This is a genomic window from Marinomonas ushuaiensis DSM 15871 (assembly GCF_000521805.1).
In the GTDB taxonomy this organism is placed as follows: domain Bacteria; phylum Pseudomonadota; class Gammaproteobacteria; order Pseudomonadales; family Marinomonadaceae; genus Marinomonas; species Marinomonas ushuaiensis.
The window spans coordinates 20,854-43,698 of the sequence record NZ_JAMB01000009.1; the positions used below are offsets into that span (position 1 = coordinate 20,854).

Here is a 22,845-nt window from a genome sequence, read left to right on the forward strand (position 1 = left end):
CAAAGCAAGAAGACTTATTACTTGTTGCGGATAGCTTCGAGCAGTTCAGTTGCTCCAATGCTTGCTGCAAATTTGTCTTGGACTGGCTTAACCATAACCAAAAGTTTTTCACGGTTAGCAAATTCAGATACTTTGATTTGACCAGCATCAGCCATTTGCTTCAACTTAATAGCATCTTCTCGAGACTCAAGTTCACGACCATATGCGCCGGCTTCTTTACCAGCTTTCATAATGGCAGTTTGAAGATCTGCTGGAAGTTTACGGAAGCTTTTACCACTAAATACGATTGGGCGTACAGTGATGGTGTGAGCTGTTTTAGTGATGTGAGGAGCAACTTCATAGAACTTTAAGTTCTGAATACTAGCTGCTTCGTTTTCAAGGCCGCTTACAACACCGGTTTGAATAGCATTGTATACTTCATTGTAAGAAATCGCAGATGGAGCCGCTCCTATAGCATTAAACACTTGTGCTTGGATAGGAGCACCCATTACACGCATTTTATGGCCAGCTAGCTCATCCATATTACTGATTTTTTTACTAGAAATAAGGTTACGAGTACCGCCGCCAGCATAACCGACAATGACAATGTCTGCTTTATCAGACAATTCTTGCTCTAGTGGTGCCATAACATTGCTAGATAGCACTGTGTTCCAATGATCTAGATCGCGGAATAAGAAAGGCATATCCATTAAAGGAATAGAAGGGGCAAAACGAGCCATGTTAGATGGCGCTAAGATAGTATAATCAATAGCAACACCTTGATTTAAGAAAGTAACATAATCTTTCTCTACACCAAACTCACCGTTTAAGCGTAAATCAAACTCAACATCACCTTTATAGTATTGCTCAACTAAGTCGCCGAACTTAACCATGGTTTTAGTGAAAGTATGATTATCATCAAACATACTTGCGCCGCGAAGAGTCTGAGCAGTTGCCGGAGTTGCTAATGCTACAAACGCAGCACTAACCAAAGTAGCTTTAACGATTTTTTTCACGTGTTTATTAAATATCATCTTTTTTATCCTTATTATTATGATTATCAAGTTCGCAGTATCTATTTGTAATGCAATAGTACATACAACAAGTAAGACCACTATATTTAAATATTTACACTATGTCTACGTCTTGTTTTTATATTAATATTAATTTTTTCATTGCTGCTGTGTCATATGGCAGTCAGTATGAAATTGATGTTTAACTCGTCTATTAAGTCGTTATCTCCCATTAAATGTGCCTTATAGGAAGTAAATCGTGGGGTCCGACAGACTCAAAAAGTTACTCAAATTTCATAAAACGTTTCAATATTCAGCTTTTTCTTAAACCTCTTTATTTGTTCCGTTTTGTATGTTTTTTTGTTTAGATTTGTACAGGGTTACTACTAAACAAGTAACCATCAAAGCTAGGGTCTTTATGTTCAGACAATATGAGTAATGTGTCTTTTACATTCTCTAGATGTCGCCACATTGCCATGCGAGCGGCATCTGGTTTTTTCTGCTGTATGGCTAATAAAATCTCTTCGTGATCAATCAGCCATTTCTTTCTGTATGTTTGATCGGTGATATGACAGTGAAGTTGTTTCCACATGGGGCTACTTTCACGCCTTTCCCAAAGATTCTCGACTAAATCTACTAGGACGCTATTTTGAGTCGCTTCGGCTATGGCCAAATGGAAAAGTTTATCCGCATCATGGTTATGATCGAGCACTTCAATATTTTGCTTTTCAAGCTCTAATGCCTCTCGCATTTTAATGATGTCTTTCTTGGTTGCTTGTGTTGCTGCAAACTCAGCCACATGGCTTTCAAGAAGCTGTCTTGCCTGCATCATTTCAAATGGACCAACGTCATCATTATCTAATGTGGATTCAAGCTCATTATTAAGCGAGTTGTCCGTTGGCTGTTTGATTAAGTAAATACCACTGCCTTTTCGAACTTCAACAAGACCCATTAACTCCAGCATGATTAATGCTTCACGAACAACGGCTCGACTCACACCTAAACGCTCTGCAATATCACGTTCAGGAGGAAGCCTATCTCCAACACTAAAGCGAGAATCACTTAACTCTTCATATAGCCTAAGTCCAATTTCCTGGTATAGGCGTTTGGGTTTAGTGAATGTATTTATCATTTATTGTATTCAACTTATTATGTCTTGTTATGTATTTTGTCTAATCTAAAGGTATCAATTAAACTGGTCAACCAATTTTTTATATTGGTTGACCGGAAAAAGCCTTTGCTTCAATATGACGCCTATTCCTTGATTGGAAAACACATTGTCAATGATGATCAGAGGTCAATGTTTGTTTATGGGAAATAGGTTTTAGTAAACAAAATACAGTAAGAAAATTACCAAACAGGCAAAAGAGATCGACATGAAAATAAAAATAACAAAGAGCTTATATAAACTAGAAAGTGTAGATATTGGCATAGTACATATTGGTTTAGGTGCTTTTCATCGTGCTCATCAAGCTGTCTACATCGAAAAAAACCTGAACCGAAATCTTGGCGGAAACTGGGGTATTTGTGCAGTGAATATTCGCTCTAACAGTAAGCTGGTTGATCTGCTTAAAATGAATGACTGTCGTTATCATGTTGCTGAATACACAGATAGCCAGCATGCACACTTAAGAGAAGTTAACGCGATAAGAGATGCCTTGTTTGCCGGAGATGACAAAGAGGTATTGTTTGAAAGACTGCTTTCATCTAATACCAAAATAGTCACGCTAACCGTAACGGAAAAAGGCTATTACGTTACACCATCTGATAAAAAGCTACGCTTAGACGATCCGAGTATTCAGCATGATATTCAATCTCCAGCACAACCAAAAACCGCGCCAGGTATTTTAGTTGAAGCCTTGTTCAGACGAAAAAAATTAGGTATTCCAGCGTTTACTGTTTTGTCTTGTGACAACATGCCAAATAACGGTGCGTTAACTCGTGCTGCGGTTTGTGAACTGGCCGCTTATCGCTCACCTGATTTCGCTAAGTGGATTCAAGACAACGTGGCGTTTCCCAGTTCAATGGTCGATAGAATCGTGCCAGCCATGTCGGATGAATCACAAAAACGCCTGCAGTCTGAGTTGAATTGCAATGATCAAAATGCCGTCATGTGTGAAGCCTTTGGTCAGTGGGTCGTAGAAGACAACTTTCCACTAGGGCGACCTGATTGGGAACTGGATGGCGTACAAATGGTAGACGATGTTCATCCATTTGAAACCATGAAACTACGATTGCTTAATGGCAGCCATTCGTTGCTTGCCTATGTTGGCTCAGCGGCGAAATTGGAAACCGTCGCAGATGCGGTTGCGGACCCGAAATTCGCCGCCTTGATTCGACACTATATGACGTTTGAAGCATTACCGACATTAGACATGCCAGACGGCATCGATGTTCAACACTACATAGAAAGTCTTATCAGTCGCTTTGCTAATGACAGCTTGCAACATAAGTTGTCACAAATTGCCATGGATGGATCACAGAAAATCCCTCAGCGTTGGCTGGCTGGTGCAGCAGAGCTATTGATTCAACAAAAAGAGCGACAGGTCCAACAAAAAAATCTATCGGCAACCGCTTTAGGTGTTGCTGCATGGATTCTCTATACAGGAGGGAAAGACTTAGAAGGGCACTCACATAAAGTCGATGACCCAATGTCACAGACGTTGAATGAATTACATACTTTGCATAAAAAACCTGAAAACCTGATTTGTAGCATATTAGCGATTCACGATGTTTTTCCTAAGGCATTCAGTGAAGACGACACCTTTTTTCAATCAGTTTTAACAACCTATTTAACAATGACATCTAAGGGTGTGGCAGCTTGTTTGCAGTTTGACCACCTTAACATGACTAATTTCGGAGAATAAAATGGAACATACTTGGCGTTGGTTTGGACCAAATGACAATACAACTTTGACAGACATTCGCCAGTGTGGCGCAACAGGCGTGGTAACCGCCTTACATGAAATTCCTAATGGCGATGTTTGGCCAGTTGACATCATTCAGTCTCGAAAGGAGATGATTGAATCTCACGGCTTGCGTTGGTCTGTGGTAGAAAGTGTTCCTGTTCATGAAGACATTAAGAAGCGCACAGGAAAGTACCTTGAATACATCGAAAACTATAAACAGACGTTATTGAATTTGTCTGCATGTGGCATAGATACTGTTTGCTATAACTTCATGCCAGTATTGGATTGGACTCGTACAGATCTTGCGTATGAATTGCCAGATGGCTCGCGCGCGCTGCGTTTTGATCAAACTGCGTTTGCAGCATTTGAGTTGTATATTTTAGAGCGTAAAGGTGCTGAAACCGAATACAATGATGAAGAAAAAGCGGCAGCGAAAGACTTTCTTGCTAACTTAAAAGAAGAAGACAAAAACCGACTGGTTGCCAACATCATTGCAGGCTTACCAGGCGCAGAAGAAAGCTATACCTTAGAGCAATTCCGCGACAAACTAGCCGAATACGATCACATAGATAAAGGCACATTGCGTAAGCATTTAAAACTTTTCTTAGAGGCAATCGTTCCAGCCGCAGAACAAGGTGGACTGAAACTAGCGATACATCCTGATGATCCACCGCGTCCGATTCTTGGTTTGCCACGTGTTGTTTCAATTAAAGACGACGTAGAGTGGTTACTAGATTCTGTACCAAGTGATGTAAATGGCCTGACATTGTGTACAGGTTCTTACGGTGTACGAGCAGACAATGACCTAGTGGATATGATTAAACAGTTTGGTTCTCGTATTTATTTCACCCATTTACGTTCAACCAAAAGAGAAGAGGTGGCAGGCAGTTTCCACGAAGCATCTCATTTAAGTGGGGATGTGGACATGGTTGGTGTAGTCCGCGCGATTCTTATGGAAGAGCAAAAACGAGAAGGTAATAGTTCTTTTAAAACGATCCCAATGAGACCAGACCATGGACATCAAATTTTGGATGACTTGAAAAAAAGTCCAAATCCAGGTTATTCAACATTAGGCAGAATGAAAGGGTTAGCCGAAGTGCGAGGCTTGGAAGTGGGTTTGAAAAGCATACTTAAAGCATCGTCTTAATTGTCTAAGAAATCGCTTTTATAAAGTCGAATTTCGATGTGCTGTTTAAGATAAAACATCTTCTGTTCTTGGTTAGAGCAGAAGATGTTTGTTTAGACTAAGGTGATACCTAATCGTTTTATTTCTTAATTAGAATGGCGTCAAAATCAATTTTCGAAAACGCGCTGTCTACTTTCCCGGATAATTCAAAGCCTTCTTTCGGGAAAGTCCCTGCGGCTTGTGGTTTGTAGCTAATGACTAAATCCTCTCGCACACCAAATACTGTATCTTGATCAAGATAAGGGTCATCATTTGGAAACACTTCAGTGACTAATGAACGATAGCCTTCTGCTGATACAATATAATGCAAGTGAGAAGGGCGCCATGGATGACGGCCTGTCGCATCAAGGATTTTACCAACAGGGCCATCGCTAGGTACCGTGTATGAAACGGGTCTTATCGTCGTAAAAGAGTAATAGCCATTTTCATCTGCTGTAAAGACACCATGAAAACTATTGATGTCTTGTTCATCGTCTTGTGACGAATACAAACCATTGGGTGCGGTTTGCCAAATATCGACCGAAGCACCGGGAATAACGTTGCCGTCCGTGTCTTTTATATAGCCTTCAACCAAGATGACTTCGCCTTCGTAATGACGTTTGAAATCGGCGCCCAAAGCCATTGGCGGTGCATCGGTCACATGGAATGGCCCTAATACACTAGAGCTTGTGGCTGCTGGATTAGAGTTAATCATATCAACCAATGACGACACTCCTAACACATCCGATAATAGAACGAATTCGTTTCGCTCTGGAGTCGTAATCTCTCCTGTCCATTTTAGTAACTCCAAAGACTCACGCCATTCATCATGGGTTAACTTTGTGTCTTTGATAAAACCATGTAAATGATGAGCAAGGCTGGCCATGATCTCTTTCACTCTAGGATCTGTGTCTTTTCCAAAATATCCAATGAAGGTTTCGGTAATGTTTTCAGCTGTAACAGAACGCATAAGCGATCTCCTTAATGTAAAATTCCAATGCTAAGTACGGGATAGTTGATTAGTAGAATAAGAACGACCAACATGACAAATGCGAAAGGTAATGACCCCATAAACACATCTTTTAGGCTGATACGATCGTCATCTAAACTGGCCTTAATGACGAAACAACTGATGCCTAATGGTGGTGTGAGCAAACCAATTTCAGCACCGATTACTGTAATAATGCCAAACCAAACAAGGCTTAAACCCATTGGTTCGATAAGAGGCAAAAACAGAGGGACAACAATTAAAATGATTGACGATGTGTCTAATAAGGTTCCAAGGAACAGCATTAGGCAGACGTAAATCACCATAATCATCATAAAGCTCATCTGATTTTGTTCTAATATCAAAGCTAGCTCATTTGGTAACCCAGCTAGCCCCAACATGCGGCTGTAAATTGAGGCGGCCGTAATCAGGAACAGAATAGACGCGGTAATATGACCCGTTTCAATAAGCGCTTCCCAAAACGACTTTAGGCTCATTTTACCTCTAATGAGGGCAATAATAAGGCCAACTGCTGCACCAGCTGCACCGGCTTCAACGGGTGTTAACCAACCTGTGTAAATGCCACCTAAGACAATAGTGATCAAGCTGACTAATGGTGCTGTTTTTGAAAATATCTCCTTAAATGACATCCACTCATATTCAGTTGCTGGCTTGCCACCTACGTATTTCGGTATGAATTTACCCATTAGCCAAATCGCAGCAATATAAGCTGCAGCTAACAGAATTCCAGGTACGACCCCAGCTAAAAACATTTCCCCGACAGACTGCTCTGCTACAAAAGAATAGATAATCAACATAGCCGATGGCGGAATAATCATACCCAATACAGAAGAGCCAGCAACAACACCAACGGCGAAGCGTGGGTTATAGTCATATTTGAGCATTTCAGGAACAGACACTTTTGCAAAAACAGAAGCAGATGCAATGGATGAGCCCGTCACAGCAGCGAAAACAGCATTAGCACCAACCGTTGCCATGCCGATTCCACCTTTAACCTTTTTGAAGCCTGAATTCATCACTTCATAAATATCAGCTCCCATTCCAGCTTTGGATACTATAAGCCCCATAAAGGTAAATAAGGGGACCGTGGCAAAGGTATATTCCATAACACTGTCGCCAACAGCTATTTTTAATAAGTTCATAGAGAGCTCAAAGTCGTCACGCATTAGCCAAATTGACACAAACGAAACAACGCCAAGCGCGACAGGGATATAAAGACCCAGATACACCAAAACAATGATGGCAATAACTGAGATAACACCAATCTCAATTGGACTCATAGTTTTTCTCCTGCCGATATGGCTTTATCCTTCATTTCGTCCATGCGAATGAGCTGAATATTGGTTGCAGCAAGGATGACTTTAAAGATGAAAATTAATGAACACAGGCTTGCACTCAAAAATATGACGAGCTTAATTGGCCACCAAGGTGCAGTGAATACACCGGGAATACCAAAATAATCCTTCGTTTCAAGCATCTCGACAAACTCTGGCCATATAGCAATGGCAATGAGGGCCATCAATATTGCGGAAACGCTGTCAATAAAGCGTCTTACCCACATAGTCACATTCGGAAAGCGCGGCTGCATAATGGCTAAAAAACCGTCTGATCGAGTGAGTCTGTTCACTCGAACAACATCAGGTAATTGCAAGAAAACAATCAACACCATAGTGAATTGCACGACTTCGACAGCACCGCCGAAGGGCTTATTAAACGCCCCTCGAGCGATGACATCATAGTCAACAACAAGAACGAGACAAAGTACCATCAAGGTGCCAACTGTGTTAGTAATAACGGCAACACTGTTGGCGATTTTTGACAGCTTGCTGACACCTTGTAAAAGCAGGTTGGACATAGCATTTACTCCATGATTATTAGGGCCGTAATTATGAAAATCATAATGATTTTAAAAACGGCTTTATTTAAGACCAGCTGTCCAATCACGAGTAGGTGTAAATCCCGCTGCTTTTAACTTCGCCATGTAGGCACGTAACATTTCTGTTCCTGGTTCGCCTTTTTTATCTAAACCTTCAGCCCATTCAGCAGCTAGGTCAGGCATAGAGTCAGCCCATTCTTTTCTGGCTTCTTGACTCATTGTTACAACGGTTCCTCCCGCAGCAATATAAGCATCTAAGCTCTTTTTGGCGCGATTCATCGCGATATTAGCGACATGATCACGGTACTCGATAGCCACTTCCTGTATCACTTGTTTTACTTCACTAGGAAGTTTTTTCCAGAAACGGCTGTTTGTTGTAACAGTCTTCGTGTTAACGGCACCAAAATCGGCCTTCAACATAAAAGGAGCAACTTCAGCAATTTTGAATGTTTCTGCCGCTTCTGGCCAAAGCATGGCATGGTCAACTAAACCAGTAGAAACCATATTGTAAAAATCCGTTAAACCGCCTCGAACACCTGCCGCATTTTCAATGCCATCAAGGTAACGCAAGATAATCCCAGCGCCAGCCACTTTACTACCCTCAAGGTCTTTAATAGATTCGATACGCTCTTTACTGAAAATTTGGTACGTATCTAAGACAACACCCGTCGCAAGATAGACTTGTTTTTGCCGTGCGAACTCTTTTTCCATAGTTGGAAATTCTTTGGTAATTTCATCTATAGCTTTCGCAACAACTCGGGCATCTGCGGAAATAAATGGCGTCACACCAGCCAATGATTGGCTTGGCAACTTCGAATTGTGAAAAATCGTTGTTACTATGCCGATGTCGCCTAGACCTAGTTTGATGCCATCAAGCACACCTTTGGGTTTTACAATGGTTCCGCCGTAGGATTCTTGCCAATCGATTTTGTAATTATTGGTTTTTGCAAGACGTTCATTCACTTCTGGAATAAAGAAGTTTGAAAACTCATCGACCCACATAGACTTAGCGGGGTATCCGTCAATGACAACCGCTTTAATGGTTTCAGTTGCCACCGCAGGAAGAGAAATTAATGAAGCCATGGTGATTACTATGGCTTTTTTCTGAAGTAGTTTTTTTATTGTTATTTTCATTGTTATCTTCCTATGTTGTTTTAGATTAAATTTGATTACCTATAGCCAAATCGCCTCAATGTCTGTGCCTGCTTGTTGAAAAAGTTTCGACAGAGGGCAGTACTTTACGACGTCTTCAGCAATACGATCTAGTTCTGATTTATCTACAGTAGGATTTGTCTTCACTGTTAAAGTGACTTTCTTGAACGGAACCTCAATTTCTTCTTCCAGTAACACACCTCGACGATCAAATTCGCAGACCGCTGAAATATGTAAATTACCAATATTGATATTCCGTTTTTTTGCGCATTTATGCGCGAGGACATTGGTACAACCAATCAGCGTCGCGACAACGGACTCCGTTGGTGTTGGGCCAATATTGGTTCCACCACGCTCGACAGGTTCATCAATGATTAACACCACATCACGTATGGATACGTCACTACGCGCATGTGAACTGCATTGTGATTCAGCGCGTAGTAATGCGGTTTTTTTCATTGTCATTTTCATTCAAAACACCTTTGATTTGCGTTTATCTTATTAATTCATATTGGTGTTATTACAGAAATGAACACACATCATTAAATGCAAAACGAGGCAATTTTTGAAACAAAGCACTCTCGTCGGCATAACCTAAGTTGCACAAAAAATTCGATCGCAAGGTTGTGCCAGAAAAGAATTCTTTATCAACAATGTCATTAGAAAAACCAGACATAGCGCCAACATCGAGACCCAGTGCACGAGCGGCAATCATCAAATAAGCACCTTGAAGCGTTCCGTTTAAAAAAGCGGTTTTTTCACAGTACTCAGGTTTGCCTTCAAATAATGGGCGTCTGTCTTCATGGGGGAAAAGGAAAGGAAGTTTGTGCCAGAACTCTAAATCGTAAGCAATAATAACGGTGACTGGCGCCGCTCTCATCTTGTCGATGTTTTTTTCTTTTAATGACGTTGCAAGACGATCTTTACCTTCTTTTGAGGTCACAAAAAAGAAACGAGCAGGACAGCAGTTCATGCTTGTCGCACCATTAGCAACAATCTCATAAAGCGCTTCAAGCAATTCTTTCGAGATAGGTTTATCTTGCCAAGCATAATGCGAGCGAGCATCTCGCAAAATCATATCAATTGAATCTTTGTCTAGAGTTGGCTTTCGCTGGCGCAGAGCTCGTACATTTTCTTGAGCTTCACTACGCATTTTAGCCAGATCTGTACTGCTTAATGCATCGAGATTAGAACCACTCATACTCCATCCTTATATTTTTATTATTTAGGTAAAGTCTTAGCGCAAGGCGATTATTTATTGATGAATCTATAAAAAATCACATCACTTTAACGGTATGTCAAAAGTATAGCTTGATTTAGTTTTAGCGATAATTTAGTTTTATGTCAAATAATATCGATATTATTTTTAATGATTCTTTCTTACTTTGGAGAATAAAATGGCAGACTGGAACGAATATAAAGCAGCATCAAAAAAACGTGGTTCATTAGCAATGGAGGTATTTGTTATTGAAAGCACGCCTGCAGGTGACCCAGAATTAGTGAAACAAACATTGGCTGATCACTTGGCATATCAAGCAGAACAAGAACAGGCCGGAACCCTTATGTTTGCGGGTCCACTGTCTGATGACTCTGGTGAAAATATGAATGGCTCGGGGATGATTATTTATAAAGCCGCCAACTTAGAAATGGCGAAAAACATTACTGAAAAAGACCCTATGCATAGCCGTGGCGCGCGAGTGTATAAAATACGTCGTTGGTTAATTAATGAAGGAAGTTTGCAGGTCAATATCAAACTATCAGCACAATCGGTTTCTTTATCTGAAGACTGATTTTTTGTTTTTAATTTTTTAGTTTTTAAGAGAAGCAGTTCTGTCTTGGTAGGACAGGTATTTTTACTGTTCTACCTTTTTTACCACACTATCAAGTGTGGAGATCTGCACAAATAATCGATTAATCAGTAAGCAAGCGAATTCCAAACGAAGTTAACAATACACCTGTGACTCGTTCAATCCATACCTTAAAGGCCTGTACTTTTTTTTGCACTTTTTCAGACGTTAGTAAACACGCCACCAAGCCAAACCAAATAAAGTGTGCAAACGCAATATAAAAGCCGTAACCCAACTCAATCACTAGCGGCGTATTATCTGAAATGACTTGGCTAAACAAAGACACAATAAACAACATGGTTTTTGGATTTAATGCATTACAGGCAAATCCGGTCCAAAAAGCCGATTGATTGTTTATGCCTTTATTGCCTGAATCCAAGCCTTGTTTGATCGTGCCTTCAGAGTGCTTGTTCACAGTGTTTGAAAACATATTTTTTATATCGGGCCATAAAGCGGACACGCCCAGCCAAATAAGGTACATAGCACCAAGATAACGTAAGGTATTTAATACCCAAATATTATTGGCAAGCAAAATGCCTAATCCAAATAAAGTATAAGCAAGATGTACGCTAATTGCTGCGCTGATGCCTAGCGCGCATAAAATACCTTCTCGTCTTCCTTTTAATAATGCCACTTTCGATACCATGGCAAAATCTGGTCCAGGGCTGATAACCGCCAATAACGTAATAATGGCAACCGAATACAATTCGAAATGATCGATATTTAGCATGGAAAGAGCTCTTATTTGTGAGTGACAAAATTCGTTTATTTGTGAATAATAAGAGTATAAAACCTTTAAATATTTAATAAAATCGATAATAAATGGTAAAAATTGTGAGAAAAATTCACACAAAAAGGCGTTTACCCCCTTTGGGAGCGCTTACTGCATTTGAGGTAGCGGCTCGTCATCAAAGTTTTTCTCGCGCGGCGGAAGAGTTGCATATGACACATGGTGCAATTAGCCGAGCCGTGGCACAAATAGAAGAACGTATAGGTGTGAATCTATTTATTCGCCGTAATCGTCGTGTTTATTTAAACGCAGCGGGTCAACGGTTACTAAAAACGACCACAGAAACCCTAGATGCACTGAGTAATACAGTGGAAGAAATTCACCGACATGATAAAACCTCACCTTTTCTCACTGTATCCTGTGAGCCTAGTTTGGCAATGCGTTGGTTAATGCCTCGTTTAGGTGATTTTAGAGAACAATACCCAGAATTAAATATTGATCTAAAAATGGCAGGTGGAGCGATTAATTTATTATCTGAAAGTTGTGATATCGCAATTCGACGTACAGATTTTGGAATACCTGATGATTATCGAGTGACGCAGTTTTGTTCAGAGTTAGCGGGTCCAGTCTGCACGCAAGAATATTGGCATAAACACAGCCAGCAAGATCTTAATAAAGCACATTGGTTACACAGTCGAACTCGTCCAGAAGCTTGGGAAGAATGGAAAAATACAGCTAATTTTGAAAATGTGAAACCTAAGAACGAACAATATTTTGATCACTTTTTTTATGCTCTACAAGCGGCTCAGGATAATTTAGGGATTGCCATTGGCTCCACTCCTTTGGTTTCTGATGACCTAGAGAAACAACGGCTTATTACGCCATTCGGCATGCAACCGACAGGTTATGATTATGTCATCCTTTCTTTAAATGATTCAAATCAAGACCCAAGAATACAAACGTTTTGCGATTGGCTTATTCAACAAAAAAGTGAGATGCAAGTAATCAAATAGCTGCTTGTAGCTTCTTTTATTGCTAAAGCTTGTGGAGTCTAAATCCAGATGACCACTGCGTTAGTTTTAATTTCCCTTTTTTATATCGTCAAAATATCGTTCCATGCATTGTGTGTGTTTTACAATAAAAGTGCTTTTTATGTGGATAGATTATCTGATTTTACCGACTTATTATCTTATCTGGAGTCTTGTCACTTTTGTTGTGTATGGCATAGATAAGTCTGCGGCAAAGCGAAATGTATGGCGAGTGAGTGAGTCTACGTTGCATCTTTTGTCGATATTAGGTGGTTGGCCAGGTGCTTTGCTTGGCCAGAAGGTGTTTCATCATAAAACCAAGAAATTCCGTTTTCGTGTGGTGTTTTGGTTAACGCTCATTTTAAACCTAGCTCTACTCGTAGTGGCTTATCTTTATATTTTCAGATAGCGCTTTATAGAGACTTTTGCTTAAAACGCGTACTTGGTAAGGATATTGTGACGATTTACTTTCTTGCGACTGTTTTCTGTTTTAATATCATTGGACTAAGCAGTGATGCGAATTTAGAGCTTTGGTAGTGTCTGCTTTTAGCATGACGTTGTTCATCATCATTTAACGATATAGGAAACAATAATGGCGGCTTTTGGTAGCGTGTTTATGCCTAAAATGGCATTGGCAACATTTGAAAATAATCAATGGAGTAAAGCAAGTATTGTGACTTCGGATAGCATTCAGTTGCATCCAGGTGCGCATGTTTTGCATTACTCAAGCACGTGTTTTGAAGGTTTGAAAGCGTTTCGTCATGCTGATGGTAGTGTGCATGTCTTTCGTATGGATCAAAACATTAAGCGTTTGGCACAAAGCAGTCGATTATTGTCTTTGCCAGAAATTGATGAAGCGGCCGTTTCAAAAATGATTGTCGATGTTGTCGGTGAATTCGCCAGTGACGTGCCCGAGCCACCAGGGTCTTTGTACATTCGCCCAACTCATATAGGTACAGAAGCGAACGTAGGCAAAGCAGCAGGAGCAACAGCAACGTCTATGCTGTATGTATTATTGTCTCCTGTTGGAGATTATTTCACTGGTGGTGCGAAAGCATTGCGTCTTTTGTTGGACGAAACGGGTATACGTTGTGCGCCTCACATGGGCATGATCAAAAGTGGTGGTAATTACGCCAGTGCACTAGGGCCGATCAAGAAAGCCAGTGAAGAAGTAAAAGCTGACCAGATTTTGTTCTGTCCAAATGGCGATGTTCAAGAAACTGGCGCGGCTAATTTCTTGTTGATTGATGGTAACGAGATTATTACCAAAGGTTTGGATACGTCTTTCCTACATGGTGTAACGCGTTCTTCTATTTTGACCTTGGCTGCTGATTTAGGTATGACAGTGACCGAACGTGATTTGACCGTTGCTGAATTGCTAGAACGTGCGGCTAAGCCAGAAGTAGAAGCGGTATTGTCTGGTACTGCAGCGGTATTAACGTCAGTTGGTACTTTTATCCATAATGACAAAGAATACCAAGTGGGTTCTGGTCAGCCGGGACCAATGGCTGACAAACTACGTCAAGCATTGAATAATATTCAATGGGGTAAAGCAGAAGACACTCATAACTGGTTAACGAAAGTCTGCTAATGGTTACATCGTAAAAAAATAGTTAAGTAGAAATATAAAAAAGGGTTGAACATAATGTTCAACCCTTTTTTCTAAGCAATAAACAATTCGTGTTTAGAAGCTCAATCTTGCAGAAGCAGATATAACATTTGAAGAATCAAGATCTTCATAGTTACCAGCAACAGATAGGTTTGGCGTGAAGTAATAACCTAATGAAAATTTAGTACTGTCATAATAATCGTGATCTGTATATTGAGTGAAGGCAATAGTACCTTCTAAACGATCTCCGATGGTTGTACGAAAACCAGCTCTTAAACTGAAATCAGAATCTGTATTGCCGCTATAGTCATTGTAGTGAACGAAACCAAAAATATGACTTGAGCCACCAACTGCAAGCGCAGTACCTGCACCAATTTTTGTGATGTCAGTGCCACTAAAATCTACGAGTTCTAATGACAAAATTGGTAGAACTATTGTTTCAAAAGAAATGGATAGGTTCGAGTAATCACCATCGCCGCCGCCATCATGTTCGACATTGCCTATGGCATAATCGATGTAAGTGAAAGGTGATGCACTAGCACCCATTGATAATGTTAAGGTTGCAGCAGCGATACTTGCTGTGATTAATTTTTTCATCTCATTCTCCATTTTGCTGATGTTTATTAGTAACTCAAAAGTTTGTTTATATATTCTTGTAGTAGGTTATCGGTGGTCAATTTTTAAACTTTAGGGTTTACCCCCCTAAATTAAAGATTTTTATTTTTACTGTTGTAATATTTAGTTTTTTTGAGATTTTATAAATAAATAACGATTATATCGTGCTAAGTTAGGGCGTATTTGAATTTTATAAGGCTGTATTGATGAAAGACCTAATGAGAAAACTCTGTTCGCCAGTGTTAAATATGTTTGAAGCGGGTGATGGTCAAGGTGAGTACAGAAAATCCCACCGTACTATATTGCTTGTATTGGGGGGATTGTGTTTTGTGATTGCCTTAGTGTCATTGTTTTTTACGTTAAAGACTGGCGAGCTTGCAGGCATTATTCCTATCTCATTGTTCTTTATTACTGGGCTGGTATGTGAAATTGTAGGTTTGTTAGGCAGTAACCAAGCTGTGGCCAGAATCTGGAAGCGCGATTAGACATGTCGTTAAATTAAAACGAAAAAAGGCGATGTACTGTGAAGTACATCGCCTTTTGGTTAATTCAAGCTGGGATTATTTATCGTGACGATCAGCCCTTTTTTCAGCGCAGTCATTTAGGCGTTCTTTTTGTAACTCTACGAATTTCGTTTTTTGTTCAGGTGTTAAAATACTGATCATTTGGTACTGGTTGTTTAGCAAGCTAACTTGGCGTTTAATTTGTTTTTGTGCCATTTTTTGTGCGATTTCAGTGGCTTTAGCAGGATCGAATTTATCAGCAAGCAACAGGCTATTTACTTTTTCAAAGTCCGCTAAACGTTTTGCTTGATGTTGTTCAGGCTTGTCTTTGCCTTTATTCTTACGTTCTTCTTTAGTCGCTTTACGCAATGTTTTGAACTGCTCTTTTTGAATGTCAGTCAACTCTAATTGTTTCATAATGCCGCGATCCATGCCAACGCGACATTCGCCTTTGTGACCCTTGTTGTCTTTCCCGCCGAAGGCGAAAGCACTACCTGTGCTCAATACTAATGGTAAAACAACAGATGCGATAATAAGTTTTTTAGTCATTTTCATGTTCTTTTCCTTCTATACTGTTTAGGACGTTTTGAGTAATTCGCTGTGTTTGCAGCGCATAGGGATAGAATAAAGATTGTTAGGTCAAGTAGCGTATCGCCAAGGTAAATTATCGTAAAAGCAGCATTGTTGTTCTGATTTCAACGTAAAATAAGGTCAGTTGCTCTTTTGTCCGTACGACCGTTTAGGAATTTCTAATGCCACATATTTTAATAATCGATGATGATGTTGAATTGAGTGACCTACTCAAAGAGGTTTTGTCTTTTGAAAGCTGTACGGTTTCTACTGCATATGATGGTATGGAAGGTTTAGAGGCCATGAATGACAGTGTTGATCTTGTTTTACTTGATGTGATGATGCCTAAGCTAAATGGATTTGAGACATTAAAGCTGTTGCGTGAAAAATGGGAGGTGCCGGTTTTAATGTTGACGGCGAAAGGCGATGAGATTGATCGTGTAGTAGGGCTTGAATTAGGTGCTGACGATTACTTGCCAAAACCGTTTAGTGAACGTGAATTGTTGGCTCGAATTCGTGCCATTTTACGTCGTACTCAAACACCGAAAGCTCAACAGCAGAATGATTTTGTTACCTATCGTGATATTAAAATTTATCCTGGGCGTTTAGAGGCGTATTGCAATGGTGAGCTTCTGGATGTGACGAGTACGGAATTTGCGCTCTTGCATTATTTTTTACTTCATCCAGGTCAAGTGCTCACTAAGGAAGTTTTAAGTCTTGATGTATTAGGTAAGCGGCTAGCTGCGTTTGATAGGGCGGTAGATATGCATGTTTCGAATTTGCGTAAAAAATTGCCAGATTGGCCGAATGGCAAGCCTCGAATAAAAACCTTGCGAGGTCGTGGTTATTTACTGGTGGAGGGTGACTAATGCGTTTGCCAAAAATTACCAGCTTATATGGACGTATTTTCGCTATATTTTGGTTCACCATGTTTCTTGTTACCTTGGCCGTATTGGCATTGCCACATCTTGACCCACGAAAAACAAGAGATATTAGCCCGCCTTACTATGAGCGTTTGACAGAAGTAAGAGATCAAATAGAACGTGAATTTTCTGCAGCCAATAGTATTGGACAGGTATTAGCCGCTTTTGACTCCAGGCCACCTAGAGATTCAAATGATGGTCGATTAAAGGTTTTTATTACCGATATTGATAGTAATATTCTAACGGTTTACCGCCGTCCTGATTTTTCTTTAAAAGCTTTACGTAACTTTGTGACGACGATTGAAACTCCCTTAGCTCCCCAACAAAGACTTTATGGCAGAGTGATGATATCAGGGCCGTTTCCGATTCAACTTGCTAATGATGATTACTATCTTTACATCGGAGCTAAATGGAACCAACCACCAAACTTTGTGATACAGCTGTTTGATCATCCATTTCGTCTATTACTCGCGGTTATGTTAGTGAGTACACCGTTTTTATTATGGCTGTCTTGGGCACTCAGTCAGCCTGCACGTCGTTTGGAGTTAGCCGCTCAGAGAGTGGCTCAGGGTATATTTGAAACAGACCCGGAGCTTGAGAAAGGCACATCAGAATTCCGTCAAGCGGGAGCGAGTTTTAATCAAATGGTGGAAGCCATTAATCTGATGATTTGTCGTCAGCAACGTTTGTTGTCTGACATTTCCCATGAATTGCGTTCACCGCTAACTCGTTTAAGAATGGCGCAAGCGTTGGCAACGCGAAAACAGGGAGAAAGTACAGAGCTCGTTCGCATTGATACTGAAGCCCAGCGGCTTGAGCAAATGATTGGCAAGTTGCTTGAATTATCGAGTATGCAAGTTGATAGTCATTTAAAAAGAGAATCACAGCCACTTTCTAGTTTATGGGAAGCCTTATTAGCGGACAGTCAATTTGAAGCCGAACAAATGGGTAAAACACTTTATGTATCTGATATTCCTGAACGATCACTGACGTGTCATCCTCAGCTACTAATGAGCGCTTTAGAGAATATTGTGAGAAACGCTATTTACTATGGCAAAGACCGCATTGAAGTAAATTTTGATGTTAATACAGAAGATAAGTCAGATGTATTAACTATTCGGGTGGAGGACAATGGCGGAGGTGTACCGGATGAGGAGCTGGAATCAATCTTTCGTCCTTTCTATCGTGTGTCTACGGCGCGTGATCGTCATAGTGGTGGAACAGGGTTAGGCTTAGCTATTACAGAGAGTGCTGTTCGTCAGCATAATGGAACCATTAATGCATCTCGCAGTAGCTTAGGTGGTTTGTTGGTTGAGGTTTCTTTGCCATTATTAAAATCATAAAAAAGATTTATTGGATTTTATAGGCGAGCTATGGCAATAGACTCTACTAAATGCTTTTGACTAATCTGCAGCGTTAATCAAAAGCATTAGTAGACAAAGTAATAAATTAAGCTCATATTATCTATGAAATTAAATCTTACGTTCATCGTGTTTATTCTGATCTCCTGAATTTCTTTTCTTTATATCGCATTCTATTTGAAAAAGACGCCATACAATAAACATCTAGCCTAGATGATTAGGCCGATGCTCGTAAATAACCAATGGAGAAGCTCGTATTGATTCTCTCTACTATCATAGGAAAAATATGATAAATACAGCAAAAGAGTTTTTGTTAGAACGGATTTGTATTTTTACAAGTCAGGCATTTGATCCCAATTCTGATTCTCAGGTTGTGGGCATGTTAAAAAGTAAATTTAATATACGCTTACCACAACGACGTTCTATGAATGAATCTTTGTCTTCGACTGTAAGTGATCATGAAATCATTTCTTTGATCTTGAAATATCGTGCAATGGGGTAAAATGCGTTGATGCATTACTCTGATTATTTTTTTACGCACACAAATATTGCGTTGCCTGACATCTTGTCCCAAGCCATAATCTTGTCGTATTCGTGTTCAAAAATATGAACATCAAAATGCGGTGCGAGCAATTCCCGTAACTCTACAAAATTCAATGCCACCATCGGATGTTCGTCTGTCCACTTGTGTGTTGTCTCAGTGGTCTTTTTTTCAATATTCAGTCTTAATGTTTGTTTTTCTCCCTCACCAGAATAAAACCAAGAAGAACAAAAGCTAAACTCATTGTTGTCGTGTAAAACGCTGTGTTTTGCCGTTAATGTATTATTTATGTGGCTTTTATCTACGGAATTGAAGCACAGGATTCCACCTGTTTTTAATGCTTTGTGAGCGCTTTCAATGCAAGAAATTAGATTTTCAATATCACCACAGTAATGGATCGAATACAGAAAGCAGGTGACTAGGTCGTATTGCTGTTCTGTTTTAAAGGCACACATATTGCCTTGCTCAAAGGTAGCTTCAGGGCAGCGTTGGTTAGCAATATCGAGCATGGGTTGGTTTATGTCGAGTCCATGACATTGGTAGCCCGCTTTAATAAAATGATGAATGTGTGGGCCCGTTCCGCAAGCTAAATCTAAATGCTTAGTTCCGCCATTGCCAAAGATTTGATGAAGACGATGGATGTTATCGCTTTGGGATTGATAGTTGATATCAGCACACATTAAATCATAGTAACCAGATAAATCCGTATAAAGGGCATTGTGAGGCATTTTGTTTGATCACTTGGAGGGTAAAATTTGATGGCGCATCATATAGGAAGAATGGTTTTTTGCGAAGCATAAAAAAAGAAGCAAACATAAGATGTCTGCTTCTTTTTTTTTTGTGGTCTTTATTTAAAATGAACTCTTTTAAAAAACACAGAAGAGTTTCTTAGGCAAATACAAAGCGCGTTTTAAACAAATACAAAGTACTTGGCAATAAACAATGCAGCCAGAATATACACAGCAATATTGACTTGTTTACCTTGACCAGACAATAGTTTAATTACCGCGTAGCTGATGAAAGAAAGCGCGATACCATCAGCAATGGAATAGGTTAATGGCATGGTGAAGGCCGCAATTAATACTGGAGCCGCCTCAGAAATATCATCCCAATCCACGTGGGCCAAACTGCTTGTCATTAGAACAGCCACGTACATTAATGCACCCGCTGTGGCATAAGCAGGAATAGAGCCAGCCAATGGCGCAAAGAAAAGGCTTAACAAGAATAACAAAGCAACCACGACGGCGGTTAAACCTGTACGCCCGCCTGCAGACACTCCAGAAGCACTTTCAATGTAACTTGTTGTGGAAGATGTTCCTAATGCCGCACCAACTACGGTTGCGCTGGAGTCAGCCAATAGGGCTTTTTTCAAGCGAGGCAGCTTGCCTTCTTTGTCCAATAAACCACCGCGTTGGCCTACACCAATAAGCGTACCTGAAGTATCAAACAGATCGACAAAGAAAAAAGCAAAAATCACACTGATCATGCCAATTTGAAAGGCGCCTTCAATGTCCATAGCGAGAAATGTTGGGGCAATAGAGGGTGGCATAGAAACTAAGCCACCAAAATGATTTTGACCGAATACCATGGATAAAACGGTAACTAATAAAATGCCTATCATCACGGCACCGGTGACATTTAAGTAAGCTAATGCACAAATAACAAAGAACCCTAAAAATCCATAGATGGCAGAAGGTGAAGACAAATCACCTAAAGAAACCATAGTGGCTGGGTTTTTTACAATGATGCCTGCATTTTGGAGCGCAATCATAGCCAAGAACAAACCAATACCCGCTGCAATGCCTAGCTTTAGGGAAGATGGAATAGCGTTTATTACCCATTCACGAATGCGGAATATACTGATAAAAATGAAAAGAATACCGGATAGGAAGATTGCTCCAAGTGCTTGCTCCCATGAGTAGCCCATGCCTAATACAACGCCATAGGTAAAGAAGGCGTTTAAGCCCATACCAGGCGCTAATGCAATTGGGTAGTTTGCATAAAGCCCCATGATCAAACAACCAATGGCTGCTGCCAGGCAAGTAGCGACAAATACCGCGCCTTGATCCATGCCTGCTTGAGCAAGAATGGATGGGTTAACGAAAATGATATAAGCCATGGTTAGGAAGGTGGTAATACCACCAATGACTTCATTACGTATAGACGTATTATGTGCCTTGAGTTGGAAATAGCGTTCGAGCATGAAGGGTGCCTTTTTTTTGCCATAGTGGGATTGCATTAAAACTGATCATTTAGTCAGTATTAATTTTTAGGCGGCTAGTATAAAAAAATAGATTGGAATTTGGGAAGGGAAATTTAAAAAAGGAGTAAAAATAAAGCAAAAATTCAGTTAAGCCACTTAAATAACGTTACCTAAAGCCACTATTTTAAAGTGGCTTCTTTTTGGTTGTATTAAAGCTGAGTAATCTTGTAGCCATTGGCTTTAAGCTTTGCTAATACGCTGTCAGGGCCCGCTAAATGCATAGCCCCGACCATGATAAATTCTACAGTATTGTCTTTTAGCATGTGTTCGATTTGTGGTACCCAAAGGTTGTTACGCTTTACCAATAGTGATTGATACATGTCGGGATAGTCTTCTTTTAACGTATCCATTTCTAATGTCGCTAGCGCTTTCATATCGCCTTTACGCCAACTATCACGCAAGCTAACTATGCTCTCAGACATTTCTTCAATCTCAGATAAGGCATAGCGCACGATAAGGTTATTGTCTTGTTGATTAAGTTCATCAAGCATTTGGATCTGCGCTTCAGGCTGTTCTAACCAACCTTTGCTTTTTCGATCTTGTGTGGCTTTTTTTGCATAAAACTGATCAACACCTTCACTGGTAAAGCCTAGATGTTTTAGCTCAATCATACTAAGAGACATGGCTAATGAGCCTGGCTTTAAATGTTGTATGGCGGTGACCGGAATATTTCGGGTATCAAGGTAGGTTTTTAATAAGTTATAAGTGTCCAGTGTGATGATTTGATCAATGGTTGTTCCATCGGTATAAGATAATGTTTTTTGGGTTTCTCTTTGAAAAGCTGTGTCAGTTAGCGCATCCATATTTGTCTCAAAAACAACCTTGTCCGAGGCTTGGTACGCTTTTTCATAAGCTTTTGGTAAGGGATAATCTTCAGCGGTCAGCAGATGAATTGTACCGCCAATATAAAGTATATTTTCTCCAGATGTTATCTTCCAAACAGAAGCTGCTTGAGTTTGGAAGGTCGCCGCAGCGAGTAAAGTAAATCCGATTCTTTTTAGAAAATGCATGTTTGTCTCAGTTTAGTATTGTTAATGGCACTGTATAAAAGCCATCCTATTTATAAATAATGGTATTATCTTCGAAATTTTCAATGTCAGTGTCGTGCCTACCATGAATAAAGAGTCAATGAATAAAGAATTTGTTTGTGTTGGATTAACGAATCCGAAAGGAGCCGAAAATGTCGGTTCTGTTATGAGAGCCGCTGGTTGCTATCAGGTTGATCAGGTTTTGTATTCAGGTCAACGTTATGACCGTGCTGTAAAAATGTCGACGGATACCCAAAATGCAAGCACCTCAATACCTCTTATTAATATTGAAACGCTAAATGTTGATAATTTAATTGATGCAGTCGATAGTGATACTAAAATCGTATGTGTTGATTTGATTCAAGGTGCTACGCCTCTGCCTGCTTTTCAACACCCTGAAAAAGCCTTGTATATTTTTGGTCCTGAAGACGGGACGATAGAACAAAAAGTCGTTGATCGTGCTGATTATGTGGTATTTGTTCCTACTGTCGGTTGTATGAATCTAGCGGCGTCGGTGAATGTATTGCTTTACGATCGATTGGCTAAATCGGTACGGGCTGAAGCGGGTGATGAGCTGATTCGTCAAAGTAAAGACGTTAACAATAATGTCAAAGTACGTGCTTAATGGCACAGTCTTGATGGTCTTATCGATTATCTTGCAAATAATTAACTCTATTTTGACAGAGAAAAACACTGATCAATGCAAAAATACCTTTCTAGCCTA

Annotated in this window: 25 protein-coding genes; 11 read left to right on the plus strand and 14 right to left on the minus strand. The window is 40.1% G+C overall.

The features are described 5' to 3' along the window. Positions 1-17: 17 nt before the first annotated feature. Both MUS1_RS10605 and MUS1_RS10610 read right to left on the minus strand, forming a co-directional pair. Positions 18-1,013, minus strand: coding sequence for a TRAP transporter substrate-binding protein (locus tag MUS1_RS10605; RefSeq protein WP_084035605.1), 996 nt, complete (start codon positions 1,011-1,013; stop codon positions 18-20). A 343-nt stretch (positions 1,014-1,356) separates the two neighbouring features. Continuing rightward, positions 1,357-2,124 (minus strand): FCD domain-containing protein, encoded by a 768-nt coding sequence (locus MUS1_RS10610; protein ID WP_036162326.1) that lies wholly within the window; start codon positions 2,122-2,124, stop codon positions 1,357-1,359. A gap of 244 nt (positions 2,125-2,368) precedes the next feature. Here MUS1_RS10610 and MUS1_RS10615 point away from each other — a divergent pair, with 244 nt between their 5' ends. Together MUS1_RS10615 and uxuA are read left to right on the plus strand one after the other, a co-directional pair. After that, positions 2,369-3,859: a mannitol dehydrogenase family protein gene (locus MUS1_RS10615; protein WP_036162328.1), complete on the plus strand. Its 1,491-nt coding sequence runs from the start codon at positions 2,369-2,371 to the stop codon at positions 3,857-3,859. 1 nt (position 3,860) lies between these two features. Beyond that, on the plus strand, positions 3,861-5,048 hold the full coding sequence (gene uxuA, locus MUS1_RS10620) for a mannonate dehydratase (RefSeq protein WP_036162329.1): 1,188 nt from the start codon (positions 3,861-3,863) through the stop codon (positions 5,046-5,048). Positions 5,049-5,166: 118 nt separating this feature from the next. Here the strand turns inward: uxuA and MUS1_RS10625 are convergent, their stop codons facing one another. The 6 genes from MUS1_RS10625 to MUS1_RS10650 all read right to left on the minus strand — a co-directional run bounded on the left by MUS1_RS10625 (position 5,167) and on the right by MUS1_RS10650 (position 10,304). Beyond that, positions 5,167-6,036 carry a dioxygenase family protein gene (locus MUS1_RS10625; RefSeq protein ID WP_036162331.1) on the minus strand — a complete coding sequence of 290 codons (870 nt, stop codon included), beginning with the start codon at positions 6,034-6,036 and terminating at the stop codon, positions 5,167-5,169. 11 nt (positions 6,037-6,047) lie between these two features. Beyond that, positions 6,048-7,355, minus strand: a complete 1,308-nt coding sequence (locus MUS1_RS10630; protein WP_036162333.1) for a TRAP transporter large permease — start codon at positions 7,353-7,355, stop codon at positions 6,048-6,050. After that, positions 7,352-7,930 carry a TRAP transporter small permease subunit gene (locus MUS1_RS10635; protein ID WP_051436215.1) on the minus strand — a complete coding sequence of 193 codons (579 nt, stop codon included), beginning with the start codon at positions 7,928-7,930 and terminating at the stop codon, positions 7,352-7,354. The genes MUS1_RS10630 and MUS1_RS10635 overlap by 4 nt, the downstream gene beginning before the upstream one ends. A 63-nt stretch (positions 7,931-7,993) precedes the next feature. Next, positions 7,994-9,085 (minus strand): C4-dicarboxylate TRAP transporter substrate-binding protein, encoded by a 1,092-nt coding sequence (locus MUS1_RS10640; protein WP_051436216.1) that lies wholly within the window; start codon positions 9,083-9,085, stop codon positions 7,994-7,996. 39 nt (positions 9,086-9,124) lie between these two features. Then, positions 9,125-9,574 carry an OsmC family protein gene (locus tag MUS1_RS10645; RefSeq protein ID WP_036162334.1) on the minus strand — a complete coding sequence of 150 codons (450 nt, stop codon included), beginning with the start codon at positions 9,572-9,574 and terminating at the stop codon, positions 9,125-9,127. 49 nt (positions 9,575-9,623) lie between these two features. After that, on the minus strand, positions 9,624-10,304 hold the full coding sequence (locus tag MUS1_RS10650) for a malonic semialdehyde reductase (RefSeq protein ID WP_084035606.1): 681 nt from the start codon (positions 10,302-10,304) through the stop codon (positions 9,624-9,626). A gap of 196 nt (positions 10,305-10,500) precedes the next feature. Here MUS1_RS10650 and MUS1_RS10655 point away from each other — a divergent pair, with 196 nt between their 5' ends. Further along, positions 10,501-10,893: a YciI family protein gene (locus tag MUS1_RS10655; protein ID WP_036162336.1), complete on the plus strand. Its 393-nt coding sequence runs from the start codon at positions 10,501-10,503 to the stop codon at positions 10,891-10,893. Between the two features lie 121 nt (positions 10,894-11,014). Here MUS1_RS10655 and MUS1_RS10660 read toward each other — a convergent pair whose 3' ends face one another. Then, entirely contained in the window at positions 11,015-11,680 is a 666-nt protein-coding gene (locus tag MUS1_RS10660) for a LysE family translocator (protein ID WP_036162338.1), read from the minus strand. Between the two features lie 104 nt (positions 11,681-11,784). Between MUS1_RS10660 and MUS1_RS10665 the strand changes: the two genes are divergently transcribed. The 3 genes from MUS1_RS10665 (at position 11,785) to MUS1_RS10675 (ending at position 14,299) form a co-directional block, all read left to right on the plus strand. Continuing rightward, the gene (locus MUS1_RS10665; RefSeq protein ID WP_245595797.1) at positions 11,785-12,693 is read left to right on the plus strand and encodes a LysR substrate-binding domain-containing protein; all 909 of its coding nucleotides are present in this window, start codon (positions 11,785-11,787) and stop codon (positions 12,691-12,693) included. Between the two features lie 139 nt (positions 12,694-12,832). Beyond that, the gene (locus tag MUS1_RS10670; protein WP_036162341.1) at positions 12,833-13,117 is read left to right on the plus strand and encodes a DUF1294 domain-containing protein; all 285 of its coding nucleotides are present in this window, start codon (positions 12,833-12,835) and stop codon (positions 13,115-13,117) included. Between the two features lie 183 nt (positions 13,118-13,300). Further along, positions 13,301-14,299, plus strand: a complete 999-nt coding sequence (locus MUS1_RS10675) for a branched-chain amino acid aminotransferase (protein WP_036162344.1) — start codon at positions 13,301-13,303, stop codon at positions 14,297-14,299. A 93-nt stretch (positions 14,300-14,392) separates the two neighbouring features. Here the strand turns inward: MUS1_RS10675 and MUS1_RS10680 are convergent, their stop codons facing one another. Then, positions 14,393-14,914, minus strand: a complete 522-nt coding sequence (locus MUS1_RS10680; RefSeq protein WP_036162345.1) for a hypothetical protein — start codon at positions 14,912-14,914, stop codon at positions 14,393-14,395. A gap of 224 nt (positions 14,915-15,138) precedes the next feature. Here MUS1_RS10680 and MUS1_RS10685 point away from each other — a divergent pair, with 224 nt between their 5' ends. Further along, complete coding sequence (locus MUS1_RS10685; protein ID WP_036162347.1) at positions 15,139-15,417, plus strand: hypothetical protein; 279 nt, start codon at positions 15,139-15,141, stop codon at positions 15,415-15,417. A gap of 75 nt (positions 15,418-15,492) precedes the next feature. Here MUS1_RS10685 and MUS1_RS10690 read toward each other — a convergent pair whose 3' ends face one another. Beyond that, a complete protein-coding gene (locus MUS1_RS10690) occupies positions 15,493-15,990 on the minus strand; it encodes a CpxP family protein (RefSeq protein ID WP_036162349.1) in 498 nt (165 codons plus the stop codon). Positions 15,991-16,187: 197 nt separating this feature from the next. Here MUS1_RS10690 and MUS1_RS10695 point away from each other — a divergent pair, with 197 nt between their 5' ends. The 3 genes from MUS1_RS10695 to MUS1_RS10705 all read left to right on the plus strand — a co-directional run bounded on the left by MUS1_RS10695 (position 16,188) and on the right by MUS1_RS10705 (position 18,791). Then, positions 16,188-16,874, plus strand: a complete 687-nt coding sequence (locus MUS1_RS10695; RefSeq protein WP_036162351.1) for a response regulator — start codon at positions 16,188-16,190, stop codon at positions 16,872-16,874. Beyond that, positions 16,874-18,271: an envelope stress sensor histidine kinase CpxA gene (cpxA, locus tag MUS1_RS10700; RefSeq protein ID WP_036162352.1), complete on the plus strand. Its 1,398-nt coding sequence runs from the start codon at positions 16,874-16,876 to the stop codon at positions 18,269-18,271. Before MUS1_RS10695 ends, cpxA begins: the two co-directional genes overlap by 1 nt. 304 nt (positions 18,272-18,575) lie before the next feature. After that, positions 18,576-18,791 (plus strand): hypothetical protein, encoded by a 216-nt coding sequence (locus MUS1_RS10705; protein WP_036162354.1) that lies wholly within the window; start codon positions 18,576-18,578, stop codon positions 18,789-18,791. Positions 18,792-18,814: 23 nt separating this feature from the next. Here MUS1_RS10705 and MUS1_RS10710 read toward each other — a convergent pair whose 3' ends face one another. The 3 genes from MUS1_RS10710 to MUS1_RS10720 form a co-directional block, all read right to left on the minus strand. Further along, on the minus strand, positions 18,815-19,558 hold the full coding sequence (locus MUS1_RS10710; RefSeq protein ID WP_036162356.1) for a class I SAM-dependent DNA methyltransferase: 744 nt from the start codon (positions 19,556-19,558) through the stop codon (positions 18,815-18,817). A gap of 182 nt (positions 19,559-19,740) precedes the next feature. Then, the gene (locus MUS1_RS10715) at positions 19,741-21,033 is read right to left on the minus strand and encodes an NCS2 family permease (RefSeq protein ID WP_036162358.1); all 1,293 of its coding nucleotides are present in this window, start codon (positions 21,031-21,033) and stop codon (positions 19,741-19,743) included. 209 nt (positions 21,034-21,242) lie between these two features. Beyond that, a complete protein-coding gene (locus tag MUS1_RS10720; RefSeq protein ID WP_036162364.1) occupies positions 21,243-22,103 on the minus strand; it encodes a TraB/GumN family protein in 861 nt (286 codons plus the stop codon). A 103-nt stretch (positions 22,104-22,206) separates the two neighbouring features. Between MUS1_RS10720 and MUS1_RS10725 the strand changes: the two genes are divergently transcribed. Continuing rightward, positions 22,207-22,746 carry an RNA methyltransferase gene (locus MUS1_RS10725; protein ID WP_342665492.1) on the plus strand — a complete coding sequence of 180 codons (540 nt, stop codon included), beginning with the start codon at positions 22,207-22,209 and terminating at the stop codon, positions 22,744-22,746. Positions 22,747-22,845: the final 99 nt, after the last annotated feature.

Excerpts from the sequence above, each read along its gene's own strand:
- MUS1_RS10605 (WP_084035605.1), bottom strand. The coding sequence starts at position 1,013 with ATGATATTTAATAAACACGTGAAAAAAATCGTTAAAGCTACTTTGGTT.
- MUS1_RS10610 (WP_036162326.1), bottom strand. The coding sequence starts at position 2,124 with ATGATAAATACATTCACTAAACCCAAACGCCTATACCAGGAAATTGGA.
- MUS1_RS10615 (WP_036162328.1), top strand. The coding sequence starts at position 2,369 with ATGAAAATAAAAATAACAAAGAGCTTATATAAACTAGAAAGTGTAGAT.
- uxuA (WP_036162329.1), top strand. The coding sequence starts at position 3,861 with ATGGAACATACTTGGCGTTGGTTTGGACCAAATGACAATACAACTTTG.
- MUS1_RS10625 (WP_036162331.1), bottom strand. The coding sequence starts at position 6,036 with ATGCGTTCTGTTACAGCTGAAAACATTACCGAAACCTTCATTGGATAT.
- MUS1_RS10630 (WP_036162333.1), bottom strand. The coding sequence starts at position 7,355 with ATGAGTCCAATTGAGATTGGTGTTATCTCAGTTATTGCCATCATTGTT.
- MUS1_RS10635 (WP_051436215.1), bottom strand. The coding sequence starts at position 7,930 with ATGTCCAACCTGCTTTTACAAGGTGTCAGCAAGCTGTCAAAAATCGCC.
- MUS1_RS10640 (WP_051436216.1), bottom strand. The coding sequence starts at position 9,085 with ATGAAAATAACAATAAAAAAACTACTTCAGAAAAAAGCCATAGTAATC.
- MUS1_RS10645 (WP_036162334.1), bottom strand. The coding sequence starts at position 9,574 with ATGAAAATGACAATGAAAAAAACCGCATTACTACGCGCTGAATCACAA.
- MUS1_RS10650 (WP_084035606.1), bottom strand. The coding sequence starts at position 10,304 with ATGAGTGGTTCTAATCTCGATGCATTAAGCAGTACAGATCTGGCTAAA.
- MUS1_RS10655 (WP_036162336.1), top strand. The coding sequence starts at position 10,501 with ATGGCAGACTGGAACGAATATAAAGCAGCATCAAAAAAACGTGGTTCA.
- MUS1_RS10660 (WP_036162338.1), bottom strand. The coding sequence starts at position 11,680 with ATGCTAAATATCGATCATTTCGAATTGTATTCGGTTGCCATTATTACG.
- MUS1_RS10670 (WP_036162341.1), top strand. The coding sequence starts at position 12,833 with ATGTGGATAGATTATCTGATTTTACCGACTTATTATCTTATCTGGAGT.
- MUS1_RS10675 (WP_036162344.1), top strand. The coding sequence starts at position 13,301 with ATGGCGGCTTTTGGTAGCGTGTTTATGCCTAAAATGGCATTGGCAACA.
- MUS1_RS10680 (WP_036162345.1), bottom strand. The coding sequence starts at position 14,914 with ATGAAAAAATTAATCACAGCAAGTATCGCTGCTGCAACCTTAACATTA.
- MUS1_RS10685 (WP_036162347.1), top strand. The coding sequence starts at position 15,139 with ATGAAAGACCTAATGAGAAAACTCTGTTCGCCAGTGTTAAATATGTTT.
- MUS1_RS10690 (WP_036162349.1), bottom strand. The coding sequence starts at position 15,990 with ATGAAAATGACTAAAAAACTTATTATCGCATCTGTTGTTTTACCATTA.
- MUS1_RS10695 (WP_036162351.1), top strand. The coding sequence starts at position 16,188 with ATGCCACATATTTTAATAATCGATGATGATGTTGAATTGAGTGACCTA.
- cpxA (WP_036162352.1), top strand. The coding sequence starts at position 16,874 with ATGCGTTTGCCAAAAATTACCAGCTTATATGGACGTATTTTCGCTATA.
- MUS1_RS10705 (WP_036162354.1), top strand. The coding sequence starts at position 18,576 with ATGATAAATACAGCAAAAGAGTTTTTGTTAGAACGGATTTGTATTTTT.
- MUS1_RS10710 (WP_036162356.1), bottom strand. The coding sequence starts at position 19,558 with ATGCCTCACAATGCCCTTTATACGGATTTATCTGGTTACTATGATTTA.
- MUS1_RS10715 (WP_036162358.1), bottom strand. The coding sequence starts at position 21,033 with ATGCTCGAACGCTATTTCCAACTCAAGGCACATAATACGTCTATACGT.
- MUS1_RS10720 (WP_036162364.1), bottom strand. The coding sequence starts at position 22,103 with ATGCATTTTCTAAAAAGAATCGGATTTACTTTACTCGCTGCGGCGACC.
- MUS1_RS10725 (WP_342665492.1), top strand. The coding sequence starts at position 22,207 with ATGAATAAAGAGTCAATGAATAAAGAATTTGTTTGTGTTGGATTAACG.